The 13,563-nt window shown below is 54.6% G+C and carries 8 protein-coding genes, 2 tRNA genes and 3 rRNA genes; 3 read left to right on the forward strand and 10 right to left on the reverse strand.

All coding sequences use genetic code 11. The annotated features are described in order from the left end of the window. Positions 1 to 205 precede the first annotated feature (205 nt). The 5 genes from IHE30_RS02365 to IHE30_RS02380 form a co-directional block, all read right to left on the reverse strand. Positions 206 to 577 (reverse strand): hypothetical protein, encoded by a 372-nt coding sequence (locus IHE30_RS02365; RefSeq protein WP_337688522.1) that lies wholly within the window; start codon positions 575 to 577, stop codon positions 206 to 208. Further along, positions 574 to 960, reverse strand: coding sequence for a putative holin (locus IHE30_RS15040; protein ID WP_443193579.1), 387 nt, complete (start codon positions 958 to 960; stop codon positions 574 to 576). The genes IHE30_RS02365 and IHE30_RS15040 overlap by 4 nt, the downstream gene beginning before the upstream one ends. Positions 961 to 1,171: 211 nt before the next feature. After that, entirely contained in the window at positions 1,172 to 1,747 is a 576-nt protein-coding gene (locus IHE30_RS02370; RefSeq protein ID WP_337688524.1) for a lysis system i-spanin subunit Rz, read from the reverse strand. A 407-nt stretch (positions 1,748 to 2,154) separates the two neighbouring features. Beyond that, positions 2,155 to 2,694, reverse strand: coding sequence for a glycoside hydrolase family 108 protein (locus tag IHE30_RS02375; RefSeq protein WP_337688526.1), 540 nt, complete (start codon positions 2,692 to 2,694; stop codon positions 2,155 to 2,157). An 840-nt stretch (positions 2,695 to 3,534) separates the two neighbouring features. After that, the gene (locus IHE30_RS02380; RefSeq protein ID WP_337688528.1) at positions 3,535 to 4,431 is read right to left on the reverse strand and encodes a hypothetical protein; all 897 of its coding nucleotides are present in this window, start codon (positions 4,429 to 4,431) and stop codon (positions 3,535 to 3,537) included. Positions 4,432 to 4,734: 303 nt separating this feature from the next. Here IHE30_RS02380 and IHE30_RS02385 point away from each other — a divergent pair, with 303 nt between their 5' ends. After that, on the forward strand, positions 4,735 to 4,866 hold the full coding sequence (locus IHE30_RS02385) for a hypothetical protein (RefSeq protein WP_337688530.1): 132 nt from the start codon (positions 4,735 to 4,737) through the stop codon (positions 4,864 to 4,866). A gap of 481 nt (positions 4,867 to 5,347) precedes the next feature. Here IHE30_RS02385 and rrf read toward each other — a convergent pair. From rrf to IHE30_RS02415, 5 genes are all read right to left on the reverse strand, one after another. Continuing rightward, a 5S ribosomal RNA gene (gene rrf, locus IHE30_RS02395) occupies positions 5,348 to 5,461 on the reverse strand. A gap of 100 nt (positions 5,462 to 5,561) precedes the next feature. Next, positions 5,562 to 8,445 (reverse strand): 23S ribosomal RNA (locus IHE30_RS02400). A 261-nt stretch (positions 8,446 to 8,706) separates the two neighbouring features. Further along, positions 8,707 to 8,782: transfer RNA gene (locus tag IHE30_RS02405), tRNA-Ala, on the reverse strand. Between the two features lie 53 nt (positions 8,783 to 8,835). Continuing rightward, positions 8,836 to 8,912: transfer RNA gene (locus IHE30_RS02410), tRNA-Ile, on the reverse strand. 69 nt (positions 8,913 to 8,981) lie between these two features. After that, a 16S ribosomal RNA gene (locus IHE30_RS02415) occupies positions 8,982 to 10,512 on the reverse strand. The 16S, 23S and 5S rRNA genes sit together here with 2 tRNA genes alongside, the layout of an rRNA operon. Positions 10,513 to 11,876: 1,364 nt before the next feature. Between IHE30_RS02415 and IHE30_RS02420 the strand changes: the two genes are divergently transcribed. Together IHE30_RS02420 and IHE30_RS02425 are read left to right on the forward strand one after the other, a co-directional pair. Beyond that, positions 11,877 to 12,497 carry a hypothetical protein gene (locus IHE30_RS02420; RefSeq protein WP_337688532.1) on the forward strand — a complete coding sequence of 207 codons (621 nt, stop codon included), beginning with the start codon at positions 11,877 to 11,879 and terminating at the stop codon, positions 12,495 to 12,497. A gap of 497 nt (positions 12,498 to 12,994) precedes the next feature. Beyond that, positions 12,995 to 13,540, forward strand: coding sequence for a hypothetical protein (locus IHE30_RS02425; RefSeq protein ID WP_337689025.1), 546 nt, complete (start codon positions 12,995 to 12,997; stop codon positions 13,538 to 13,540). Positions 13,541 to 13,563: the final 23 nt, after the last annotated feature.

The following is a 13,563-nucleotide window of genomic DNA, read 5'->3' on the forward strand; positions in this document are numbered from 1 at the left end:
ATGGCAATTCGAGCGATTGCGCGCATCACGGCATTGGACCAGCGTACAGTGCGGCACTGGATGCATGCCGGCAAGTTTTGCGAACGGGCACCGACAAGTGCGCTCCCAATACCGTCAACTCGTATACTGAGTAATTGGACGATTCAACCAACCGCAAGATCCGCACTCATCGATTTTGTTGAATCAAAGCAAGCGTCCGCTATGGCTATTTACGCTCGCTCAATACCTTCCGGCGGGCCTTGCGCGTCTGACGCAACGCCTCGGTGATCACGCCAACATCTCCATGCGCCACCACCAGAAAACCCAGCACCAAGGCATTGACCGCCACATGCGTCGGTTCCACCGGCGTGAAATACCATCCGGCCCATACACGTACCGCCAAAATGCCATACACCGCGACCAACCAAAATCGTATCGCTCGTTCGTACCAATTTAACGGACTGCGCCGGGGGGCTGGCGCACTAAAGGCAAACAACAGAATCAGAAAAATCGCACTTGCCAATAACCCATTCGTCCACAGCAGCAGCAAGTCACATACGCTATAAGCATTGAAGTACGCTATTGCCGCTTTTATCATTTGTCTAACTCGCTATTTTTAGTGTCACTGCCAGGCATACTCCCAATGATTCGGTGGGTCAACTGAGTCAACAGTTCTGGTACCATTTTCTCCGACCAATCTAGCAGCGCATTGGCCAACGTCACGATCGCCGCCGTAGACAAAAACGCTGCAGGCCATTCTGGTATCCCCACGTACTGCTGCACCGACGAGGTCACCGAAAGTCCGCCAATCACTGATACGCCAAAATATACTATCTTACGTGGCCACGACGGCTCACGACTATGCAGCAAAAATATCAATGCACCGCACACTACCCCACTCACCAGGGTGAGGTCATCCTGTGTCCAGGCCCTTGAACTGAACACGGAGGGCACACGCAATAGTTCAAACCACCACGTCATGCTTTACCTCTGCTATATGTTCGCGCATCCGGCATTCAGTTGATCTGCCCTGTATGCTATGCTTACAATTGTGTCGCATGGACATTGTTTGGGCGGGCCATCTCGGCAACCAACGCATTTCGCTTAAGTGGTTGCCTAATCACTGTACGCTTGAATTTACACTACAGACTTGCGTTGATACCTCCTTTGGCCAGTCTTTTAAGACACTTTGTCATGGCACCGCCGACTGAAGACCCGTTACGGGACACTCTGCGGTTTCAGGTCGCACTGTGCACACGTAAGCTTGTAGGGCCTTAAGCTTATCTATTTCTCGCTGGTCGTCGTCAGCGACCCGGAAAACGCGTTCTGCAACCGTTGGGTCGAGCTCTGCGTAGGCGGGGGAGCCATCGCCCATTCCGGTGGTGGCGGCAAAGCCGGACACGTCACGGCTACGGGTTGAACAGTTGACGACGGCGACACGCAGCCGCTCAGTGCCAGCAGCAAGAGCATCGCGCAGACGTTGATTTTCATTCTCATGGGCTTGACGCTCCTGACTCAGTTGTGCATCCAGCGTTTCGATCCGGCGGGCCTGGACCTCCCGCATAGCGGTCGCTTTCTGTTGCGCGGCCAAGGCTGCATCTGACATCGCTTTCATTTGTTCGGCATGCTGCTCATGATCTCGGGCTCGCGCAGCTTGTTCTTCAGCCAGCCTTCTACCAGCAATGACCGAGTTCATGCCCCAACCTAAGGCGATACCTACAATGAATAAAGCACCATAAGGTCCGATCCATCTCAGCAAGTGCTGCATTGCACTCTCCCTGACCCGCGGCAGCTGTGTTCCCCGCCTAGGGCACGTCGTTTGCTATGTCAAAAGTTTCTGCCCCTGCCTGTGTACTAAATCCATCCCATGCGCTCATGCAGCCGGAACACGAGACGGACTGAAAAAGCAAAAACACTATATACCGCATCTATCTCATCGCTCAAACAAACCATGCCTTGAACCGCCATCATTGATGGAGTTAGCGATGCAGGCGCAGCGGCACTGCTTTAAAAACAAGCCGCCGCGAAACAATGCACTTGCCATCGCTCAATTAAGTGCAACCATGACGTCATCATGGATACATTGGCGATGCGCACAACAATGAAAAAATCATCGCGCACCGCGATGCCTTACAACTATTTTTGAAATAAATAGCTTGGATTGGAAAGCACCTTTCATAGCCGGTTCATTATCCAGCCAAACACGAACGCTTCGTCTTTCTCTCGTCTCTCCGCCAATTCAATGTAACGCGCCCCTTGTAGGCTATTGAGTGCCTTGAGAAGCGCCACTTGCCCTGACGCTTTGCGTTTATCCAGAAAAGCTTTGAGCGCTGCGATTGTTTTGAGGCCTATCAAACCATCCACCATCATATCAGGGTAATCGGCCTGCCGACGATTAAATACATTGAGCGCGCGCTGCAGAAACTGCGCTGCTACCTGCGTGCCCATGTTGACACCGGTATCGAATAATTCAAGCGCAATCGGCGCCGATAGCGCGGCTACGTCCTCCAGATGCAGCCGCTCCCAATAGCGACGCCGATAGATGGCTTTGGCGGTTGCTAAGGGCAGCAAGGCCATCGGACCCAGATACCCTTCTGCTCGTGCTACCGCCTCAGTAATGCCATAGGCCGTTTCGCCGCCGCTATCATCAGGGTGGTTGGAGTAGCCTCCTTCTCGGGCCACCGTCTTTTCAAATGCATCATCAAATGCCGTCATGGCTTGGCTCCTCTTAACAAGATCGCTACACATATCCTCCTTGAAAAATTCATTTGGATCAACAGGCGGGTTTAGACAATAAGCTGTTCAAAAAACACAAACCTATCAAACGCAACAGATACCTATCCCCTTTGCCGCAACGACCACTGCGAGATCGCGGCTGACGGATCGTCCCCTTCGATGTCGCGCAGGCTCAGGTTGAAGCGACCGTACCGTCGAACCGTGCAGCGGATGATCGTCGCTAAAAAACGGTGATCGCGATAGAGTGATTCTGCCTTCTTTAGCCCGCGGAATGCCCCGAGCTCATCCACAACACAATGTGATAAAGCCGGTGCTCGATCGCCGGCATACAGCTTTGTCAAGACAAACCATGACGACAGTCACGAAGAAAAAGCTCCAAACGTCATTGCTTGCGAGTAGACACCCAAAGGTGAAGGGTTCGATAGCGCCATCGTACTGACTGTTTCCCTCCATCCAGGGCGCGCAAGAACAGCGAAAATGCGTGCCGAAGATTAGTTCGAGATGTCAGTGCCTGCCGTCGCGATGGGGGGCCGCCGGAGGCAGTAAAGTGCGTACCCTCCGCGGGTTAATCGTTCAAATCGTGCGAAATCTGGCGGTAATGACTTGACGAGGGACTTGGCGAGGCGCTCGCAATAGGTATCGGCAGCTTCACGGCTCGCGCGCAATTGGAGGATGCTTCACCTGTTGTTCTATAAATATTCTTATGGTCAAACCGCCATAAATTGCACAAAGGATACGTTTACCCCTAGTGAGGTCTGCCGACCAGCATTTTCTCATTCTTGGCTTCACCGATTCCAACAAAGACGGATCGACGACGGTTCACTTTGGCCTGGGCGGACGGGCGCTGGTCAACCAGCTAGCATGCCAGTAACTTTGCTTGGGCCGATACGTTTGCTCATAATCGGGACCAAACCGCCATTTTTTCTGGTTGAATATCTCATCGTGCGGGACTTCTCTGTCCTCCTTCCAAAACCGCACATGTTGCTTAACCTGCTCGGTTTTTTGATGCCGATACAACCATCTCAGTTCACTGGACGTAATACTCGTCCCATGTCCTGTCTTACCTGCTACCGCACTGAGGTTTTCATCAATGCCGTCCACAATAAAGTGAATGTTTTTCTGCCTGACCCGCAATTGGTATTCAAGCCCTGCCTTACTGGTTTTCTTCCATAACGCCTTACTCGCCTCTAACGTTAGCTGTTGGCTTGGCATCACTTCGCTGGCAACATTGTAGCGGGCGTGGCGGGACAAAAATTCCTTGAATGCAATACCCCGCTGGACATCGGCTAACGCCTTTTTGATGCGTTTGTCGGACTGATAAACGTAGGGCTTATCCAGCGGGTCCCATACCGCATTTGTCAAGTCATTTTGAATCAGAATTTTTTTAGGCGGCAACGCTTCCCGCTTTTGCGTGCCGCCATTGCCTTGGTCCGAATTACTAAACCCGGCTTGCTTTAACGTGTCCAGTGCGCGCTTCCTTGGTGCATCCAGACCATAGACAATATCCCCCTCTTGAAAGACCGCTGCCAATTGTTGATATGGAATCCATTCACCGTCGTGGCTCGCTTGCGAAGCAAGCGAAAGCCTAGCCAACGCGGCTTGAACCGGCGCTAGGCCAAATACTGGCGTTGGCGCGTCCCCCTGCTCGGACGGCTGCCTACTCGACCGGCGCGAGGATTGACGCATTGCGTCCTGCTGAACGGCGCTTGTTTTCATTTTCCGCTCCTCATGGATGCGCTACGTTTGGCACACACGCCGATGGAGGGTTGCTCCTCCACCGGCTCAAACCCGATTCACATTCACATCGAACGAGCTGATCCGTTCGTCGGTTTCAACACACGGTAAGATAGTACACACATAGGCTAAACTGTACCGCCGCATAGGATATGACCCTTTAATGTTTGCGTGCCGGTCATGCACATCCTAATCCCGGTGCACCGACGCGTTCAAGACGATCGAATCGGTCATGTCGTGGAAAGCCTTTACTCGGAGCACCGGCGAAGCCGAACAACTGGCGCAGTGGCACGCGACGTCATTCGCATCGTGCAGTACACCAACCATCACATGAATTTTGTCATTGCCGCGCCACTGAGTATAGTTGAGCGCCTGGTCAATGCCACGACGGAATTCGTCGGTTCTGGCAAGCAGTGAAGTGATACCTCGCTTCCCGTGCGCTCAGATCTGGCGGCGCATTGAACAGCGTCTAGGTTAAGCCAGTGTCTTGTAACCACGGCGCGATGTCGTTGACACTGAAGTCATACGGAAACAGGGATTCGACCGCCTGAAACCCAACATGGCGCACGCACATCGCACCGCGGGGCACGGATTAGACCCGTGCGAGTTGCATCCCGCCAGCGATGACTTTAATGACGCGCTGCTGGGGAGCGGCGCACCCTATGGGGTCAAGCTTGCCCAGGCGGGGTGGCACTTGAGCGAGTGCCGGTCAAGCAGCCTCATGCAGGGTTGACGGCGATTTGCCTCCAGGAATGTCTCGGGGGCTGACGTTCAAAGTGACATTGCTGGGTGCTTACCGCAAGCGCGGGAAACCGGCCTGCTGAGGCCAGGGCTCCAGGGGGCGTACAAAGCCCAACGCCCGCTTCGAGTGGAAGCGGGCGTTGGGGGGGAAGGGGGAGCCTGACGATTACCTACTTTCACACGGGCAATCCGCACTATCATCGGCGTGGAGTCGTTTCACGGTCCTGTTCGGGATGGGCAGGGGTGGGGCCGACTCGCTATGGTCATCAGGCAAAGGGGGGGGCTGTCGCGCAGGGCGCGCGCCAGCCAATCTGGAATGGGAAGCAGTCGGTAGGTTGCGTGGTGGCACAACGGTAAAACGGACCAGTTATAGGATCAAGCCTTACGGGCCATTAGTATCGGTTAGCTAAGCGCATTACTGCGCGTACACACCCGACCTATCAACGTCCTGGTCTTGAACGACCCTTCAAGGGGATCGCGTCCCCGGGGAAGTCTCATCTTGAGGCGAGTTTCCCGCTTAGATGCTTTCAGCGGTTATCTCTTCCGAACATAGCTACCCGGCGATGCCACTGGCGTGACAACCGGTACACCAGAGGTTCGTCCACTCCGGTCCTCTCGTACTAGGAGCAGGCCCCCTCAAACTTCCAACGCCCACGGCAGATAGGGACCAAACTGTCTCACGACGTTTTAAACCCAGCTCACGTACCTCTTTAAATGGCGAACAGCCATACCCTTGGGACCGGCTACAGCCCCAGGATGAGATGAGCCGACATCGAGGTGCCAAACACCGCCGTCGATATGAACTCTTGGGCGGTATCAGCCTGTTATCCCCAGAGTACCTTTTATCCGTTGAGCGATGGCCCTTCCATACAGAACCACCGGATCACTATGACCTGCTTTCGCACCTGCTCGACTTGTCGGTCTCGCAGTTAAGCACGCTTATGCCATTGCACTATCAGCACGATTTCCGACCGTACCTAGCGTACCTTCGTACTCCTCCGTTACGCTTTGGGAGGAGACCGCCCCAGTCAAACTGCCTACCATGCACGGTCCCCGTGCCCGATTCAGGGCACTAGGTTAGAGCCTCAAACAAACCAGGGTGGTATTTCAAGGACGGCTCCACGCAAACTAGCGTTCACGCTTCCAAGCCTCCCACCTATCCTACACAGATCGGTTCAAAGTCCAATGCAAAGCTACAGTAAAGGTTCATGGGGTCTTTCCGTCTAGCCGCGGGTAGATTGCATCATCACAAACACTTCAACTTCGCTGAGTCTCGGGAGGAGACAGTGTGGCCATCGTTACGCCATTCGTGCAGGTCGGAACTTACCCGACAAGGAATTTCGCTACCTTAGGACCGTTATAGTTACGGCCGCCGTTTACCGGGACTTCAGTCAAGGGCTTGCACCCCATCATTTAATCTTCCGGCACCGGGCAGGCGTCACACCCTATACGTCCACTTTCGTGTTTGCAGAGTGCTGTGTTTTTATTAAACAGTCGCAGCCACCAGTTCATTGCAACCCCTTCACCCTCCTGGCGCAGGCCAGTCAAGCTAGCAGGGCGTACCTTATCCCGAAGTTACGGTACCAATTTGCCGAGTTCCTTCTCCCGAGTTCTCTCAAGCGCCTTAGAATACTCATCTCGCCCACCTGTGTCGGTTTGCGGTACGGTCTCGTTAGACTGAAGCTTAGAGGCTTTTCTTGGGACCCCTTCCGATTGCTTCGCGGCTCAAGGCCGCTCGCCCCACACCCTTGAATTACGCGCCCGGATTTGCCAAAGCGCCTTCTCCAATGCAGGGACCGGGATTTCCGACACCCGGACAACCTTCCGCGATCCGTCCCCCCATCGCATCTAACGACGGTGCAGGAATATTAACCTGCTTCCCATCAGCTACGCATTTCTGCCTCGCCTTAGGGGCCGACTCACCCTACGCCGATGAACGTTGCGTAGGAAACCTTGGGCTTACGGCGAGGGGGCCTTTCACCCCCTTTATCGCTACTCATGTCAGCATTCGCACTTCCGATACCTCCAGCACACTTCTCAATGCACCTTCGCAGGCTTACGGAACGCTCTCCTACCATGCGCACTTAGCGTGCGCATCCGCAGCTTCGGTAACTGGCTTAGCCCCGTTACATCTTCCGCGCAGGACGACTCGATCAGTGAGCTATTACGCTTTCTTTAAAGGGTGGCTGCTTCTAAGCCAACCTCCTGACTGTTTTAGCCTTCCCACTTCGTTTCCCACTTAGCCAATTTTAGGGACCTTAGCTGGCGGTCTGGGTTGTTTCCCTCTTGACGTCGGACGTTAGCACCCGGCGTCTGTCTCCCGTGATTGCACGCTTCGGTATTCGGAGTTTGCTATGGCGAGGTAATCCGCAATGGACCCCTCAACCATGACAGTGCTCTACCCCCGAAGGTGAGACACGAGGCACTACCTAAATAGTTTTCGGAGAGAACCAGCTATTTCCAAGTTTGTTTAGCCTTTCACCCCTATCCACAGCTCATCCCCTAACTTTTCAACGTTAGTGGGTTCGGTCCTCCAGTACGTGTTACCGCACCTTCAACCTGGCCATGGATAGATCACTTGGTTTCGGGTCTACGCCCAGCAACTGTGCGCCCTATTCGGACTCGCTTTCGCTACGCCTGCCCTATCCGGTTAAGCTCGCTACTGAACGTAAGTCGCTGACCCATTATACAAAAGGTACGCCGTCACCCCTTACGAGGCTCCGACTGTTTGTATGCATGCGGTTTCAGGATCTATTTCACTCCCCTCCCGGGGTTCTTTTCGCCTTTCCCTCACGGTACTGGTTCACTATCGGTCGATCACGAGTATTTAGCCTTGGAGGATGGTCCCCCCATCTTCAGACAGGATTTCACGTGTCCCGCCCTACTTCTCGTACCCCTAGTTCCACACCTTGGTTTTCGCCTACAGGGCTATCACCTGCTACGGCCGCCCTTTCCAGAGCCTTCGGCTAACCAGGATGCTAAATGGTACAGGCTCATCCCATTTCGCTCGCCACTACTTTGGGAATCTCGGTTGATTTCTCTTCCTGCGGCTACTTAGATGTTTCAGTTCGCCGCGTTCGCTTCGCGTGACCTATGGATTCAGTCACCGATGACCCATACGGGCCGGGTTGCCCCATTCGGACATCTGCGGATCAAAGCTCGTTTGCCAGCTCCCCGCAGCTTTTCGCAGGCTACCGCGTCCTTCTTCGCCTGTGATCGCCAAGGCATCCACCGCATGCACTTGTTCGCTTGACCCTATAACAAGTCCGTCTTGCAACGCACCTATCATAGGCTGAGTTTTCGCGTTGTGCCGTATCTTCCAAGCGTCTTCTCAGATCACTCAAAATAATACTATCAATCACTACCCGTCTATCTTCCACGCCCATCTCAAGACGCGTCCAATAGACATTACTGCTTCTTTTTCCAGATTGTTAAAGAACGTCACAGCCATACTGCACTGCTTGACCCACAGGTCAATCGCCAGCGCTCGAGCCTCGAGCGCTCGCGATTGAGCGGTGGTGGAGGCAGACGGGATCGAACCGACGACCCCCTGCTTGCAAAGCAGGTGCTCTCCCAGCTGAGCTATGCCCCCTTATTGGGTTTGGGCCGCACGGCGCGCCGCGCTCAGCGCACACTCCACTTGCGTGGTGGGTCTGGTTGGATTCGAACCAACGACCCCCGCCTTATCAAGACGGTGCTCTAACCGACTGAGCTACAGACCCGTTGTCTGTCCCTGTGACTTTCACAGCCGATAAGCGTGAGTACTTGATTTGGAGGCACTTGAGCTCCAGAAAGGAGGTGATCCAGCCGCACCTTCCGATACGGCTACCTTGTTACGACTTCACCCCAGTCATGAATCCTACCGTGGTGACCGTCCTCCTTGCGGTTAGACTAGCCACTTCTGGTAAAACCCACTCCCATGGTGTGACGGGCGGTGTGTACAAGACCCGGGAACGTATTCACCGCGACATGCTGATCCGCGATTACTAGCGATTCCAGCTTCATGCAGTCGAGTTGCAGACTGCAATCCGGACTACGATCGGTTTTCTGGGATTAGCTCCCCCTCGCGGGTTGGCAACCCTCTGTTCCGACCATTGTATGACGTGTGAAGCCCTACCCATAAGGGCCATGAGGACTTGACGTCATCCCCACCTTCCTCCGGTTTGTCACCGGCAGTCTCCCTAGAGTGCTCTTGCGTAGCAACTAAGGACAAGGGTTGCGCTCGTTGCGGGACTTAACCCAACATCTCACGACACGAGCTGACGACAGCCATGCAGCACCTGTGCGCCGGTTCTCTTTCGAGCACCCCCACCTCTCAGCAGGGTTCCGACCATGTCAAGGGTAGGTAAGGTTTTTCGCGTTGCATCGAATTAATCCACATCATCCACCGCTTGTGCGGGTCCCCGTCAATTCCTTTGAGTTTTAATCTTGCGACCGTACTCCCCAGGCGGTCAACTTCACGCGTTAGCTACGTTACTAAGGAAATGAATCCCCAACAACTAGTTGACATCGTTTAGGGCGTGGACTACCAGGGTATCTAATCCTGTTTGCTCCCCACGCTTTCGTGCATGAGCGTCAGTATTGGCCCAGGAGGCTGCCTTCGCCATCGGTATTCCTCCACATCTCTACGCATTTCACTGCTACACGTGGAATTCTACCTCCCTCTGCCATACTCTAGCCTGCCAGTCACCAATGCAGTTCCCAGGTTAAGCCCGGGGATTTCACATCGGTCTTAGCAAACCGCCTGCGCACGCTTTACGCCCAGTCATTCCGATTAACGCTCGCACCCTACGTATTACCGCGGCTGCTGGCACGTAGTTAGCCGGTGCTTATTCTTCCGGTACCGTCATCCAGCCCAGTTATTCGCCAGGCTGTTTTCTTTCCGGACAAAAGTGCTTTACAACCCGAAGGCCTTCTTCACACACGCGGCATTGCTGGATCAGGGTTGCCCCCATTGTCCAAAATTCCCCACTGCTGCCTCCCGTAGGAGTCTGGGCCGTGTCTCAGTCCCAGTGTGGCTGGCCGTCCTCTCAGACCAGCTACAGATCGTCGCCTTGGTAGGCCTTTACCCTACCAACTAGCTAATCTGCCATCGGCCGCCCCTTGAGCGCGAGGCCCGAAGGTCCCCCGCTTTCCTCCTCAGAGCGTATGCGGTATTAATCCGGCTTTCGCCGGGCTATCCCCCACTCTAGGACACGTTCCGATGTCTTACTCACCCGTTCGCCACTCGCCGCCAGGCCGAAGCCCGCGCTGCCGTCCGACTTGCATGTGTAAGGCATGCCGCCAGCGTTCAATCTGAGCCAGGATCAAACTCTTCAGTTCAAACCTGTTACTTGTTTGGGCCCTCGCAGACCCTGTCGCTCAACTCAAAACGTTGACAAGTTTCGATCTCTCAAAACCTACCTTCATTTCGTATGAGACTTGATGTATTCCTTCGCTTGGCCGCAGCCGGACTGTTACCCCCGACTACCGCCCGCCTCGCCATCAAGTACCCACACTTATCGGCTGTTACTTGTTAAAGAGCATCGCGCTACCTGCGCCTCGGCCCATCCGACCTCAGCCCCGCATCGCGTCGCTGCATCAGCAGCAGAGAAACGAGATTATGAACACAATCTTGCGAAGCGTCAACAACTTTTTTACCACCCTGGTGCAATGCTGACCGCCTCACACCCCGTTGACCACCCCGCCCGCTGCGCTTGCTCCTTCAGCGGCCCCGCTGCGCACTGCAGCAAGGGGGCGAATCATAAGCCAATCGCGCCTCCACCACAAGGGCCCGCGGACATTTTTTTCAGCGCACTCTTTTCTCACCTCACCCGCCCGTCGAGCACGCCCGATACGCCCCCCCCCCCACCCCTTCCCCGCCCCGTCAGCCGCGGGCCTCCCTCTCCAATGCGACAGCACACACCACGCCGGCAGCACCGCTGTCGGCTACCTCACTCCGGATATTTGCTGCGAGCACTCTGGATATTCATTGCAAGTCATATTTCACTGCCACAGCGCTGTCGTCGCACAGCCAGCCCTGCGGCACAAGACTCCACCTAACCTATATTCACCGCTGTTCAACCGAATACTTCTCCCGCCATTATGAAAATTGCATTGACATCCCAGCGCAGAAAGCAATGCAATGAACACCTGCAGTCACACGTTAGCCACGAACCAGCGCGAACACGTAAGCGCGCTCCCAACGCGTCGGCGCAGCCTGTCACAGACGATGGGCGTGGCGCTGTTACCAGCGAGCAGACAGCGTTTCCGATCTCGCATCGCTACAACAACTGATAGGCGAGATTGAGCAAATTCAGACCGAACCGGATCTGCGGGCCGAACCGCTCACCGCCCTGTGGAAATGGTCACAGTCAATGGAGCTATCGCCGGCACACAAAATCGAGGTGTTCAAACTACTATTTGCGGCAGCCGACCGCCTCCCGGAACAGGGTCTTCCATTACAACGAACGATGCTTGCATCACTGTGGGATCGTTCGCAAGGCATACGGCTTCGGCTTCGAATGTTCAATTTTGCTTGTGCGCTGGCTGAACGGCGTCGCCCAGATCAAGCAAATTTGTGGCCTGAGCTAGCCAGAGTGCTTAAGGCTGTATGGACTTCGTCCAAGTATTGTGAACGTTATCAAGCATTGCTCAACCGACTGGCGTACCTGGACGCGCCTTAAAAGGCCGAACTGATTTCGCTATTGGCTCCGCGACTGAGCTTCTCTCCTCGGGAGGATCCCGACAGCAGCGAAACGCTTTCCGCCTATGCGACCTTGCGGCAGCAAGCGCGATCGCTGCCGCCCTTGCTACAAGGTGCGCCGCTCGGCATGGTAGCTGCCGCTACAGAAAGGCTACCGACAGAAGTGCGAGCAGCGCACTATGCAGAGCTGCGAGCGCTAGCACTATCGCTTCCGGACGAGCAGTTGGGCGCTGCGCTGCGTAAACTGCCATTCGGGTTGGTTATGTTACCGCGCGAGCACCACGCGCGCGAACTCCAATTACTGGAGCCAGCCTTGCTGCGCGTGTTGCCCGAGCAGCGCGTGCAGGTCGCACAGGGTTTGCTGGAATGGACCTTCCTGCTAGACGACGCGCTCTCGAAGCACGTATGGCAGCGTGCGTTGCAGTTACTTGATGGCAGCAGCGCAACAGCATTGCTGGAGGTACTGAGCCAGGTGGGGGCCATGCTAAGAGCTTCCAAATGGCAAGATGCGGTCAACGAGGTCACCGCTTTTATGGACTGCAACCGCTTCACGGAGCAAGAGCGTGCGACGATAGACACCCGTATGCTGCTGCTACGCCACCCTCAGGAGCGGATGCCGTGAACGCTTCGCAAATGCCATGAAGCTTTAGATGTAAGGCACCGACAATAAGATTTCGACCTAAAATACGCGTGGGGTTGCGGCGAAAAAGGCGAGCGACCAAGAACGACATGAGCGGGTGGCTCCCATTAAGGCGCCCAGTTTCAGGATCTGCACGCCAAGACTGGCGCCGATAAGGCGGAGCCGGCAGCCACAAAATAACTTTGACATGCCAATGAACAAATCAAATATTAGTATATTTAACACGGGAAAGGCAAGCTGGTTACACGCCCCCCGATAGCGCCAATTGCGGAACACAACAAAGCGGCCCGCGGACACACATGCGCACGTAGCGGGGACTTCACAGTTGCCTGCCGAAGCTGCGCTACGCCGTTCCCTTACGACACGTTTCCATTAAAGTTCATCTTTAACACTTGTAATTGTAGTTGAAAAAAACTATATTTTTTGCGGGCCCACTTAAATTTGAATTAATAAACTTCTTTGTAGGAGTGAGGTTAACCATGCGCAAAACAATCAAACTCATTTTGATGCTTTTGTTCTCACTTTTGGCATCGTCAGCTTGGTCCGATGTCGGAGGTGTCGATACAGAAGGATACTCCATGGTCACTCGTGAGCGGACCAGCACAATACGGGCCCAAGACATTCAAGTGACAAACGTCGTGGAAGAAGGCACTACATGTCTTGAGAACGGTCGCCAAGCTAGGAACGCCAACGGAACACCACTTTTTTGCCAATCCGGTATGTGGCGGTTGGCCGTTCCGCTTCCCCAATATCAAATCGTCTCCAACTATGCATGCGGAGTCGACAATCTGATCATCTCATGCCCAGCCGGATGGCAAGTTGTAAGTGGCGGTGGGAACGTATGGGCGCCCCAATGCGGTGCAGGACCAACCGGTGGCACAAAGGACTTTGCTGGTTTTTGGATGTCTGCCGGACTAGATGTTTCACAACCGACTAGCGACATGACGGGATGGTGGATTGGTGGCATGCATGACAAGTCGCTAGGCGATAACCTACAAGGGTTTGCAATTTGCGTAAAGCATTAATTGTTTGCCAAATCCGACGAGGG

It is taken from the genome of Mycetohabitans sp. B46, from assembly GCF_037389205.1.
In the GTDB taxonomy this organism is placed as follows: domain Bacteria; phylum Pseudomonadota; class Gammaproteobacteria; order Burkholderiales; family Burkholderiaceae; genus Mycetohabitans.

Coding starts and splice junctions, on each gene's coding strand:
- IHE30_RS02365 (WP_337688522.1), bottom strand. CDS start 577: ATGATAAAAGCGGCAATAGCGTACTTCAATGCTTATAGCGTATGTGAC.
- IHE30_RS15040 (WP_443193579.1), bottom strand. CDS start 960: ATGACGTGGTGGTTTGAACTATTGCGTGTGCCCTCCGTGTTCAGTTCA.
- IHE30_RS02370 (WP_337688524.1), bottom strand. CDS start 1,747: ATGCAGCACTTGCTGAGATGGATCGGACCTTATGGTGCTTTATTCATT.
- IHE30_RS02375 (WP_337688526.1), bottom strand. CDS start 2,694: ATGACGGCATTTGATGATGCATTTGAAAAGACGGTGGCCCGAGAAGGA.
- IHE30_RS02380 (WP_337688528.1), bottom strand. CDS start 4,431: ATGAAAACAAGCGCCGTTCAGCAGGACGCAATGCGTCAATCCTCGCGC.
- IHE30_RS02425 (WP_337689025.1), top strand. CDS start 12,995: ATGCGCAAAACAATCAAACTCATTTTGATGCTTTTGTTCTCACTTTTG.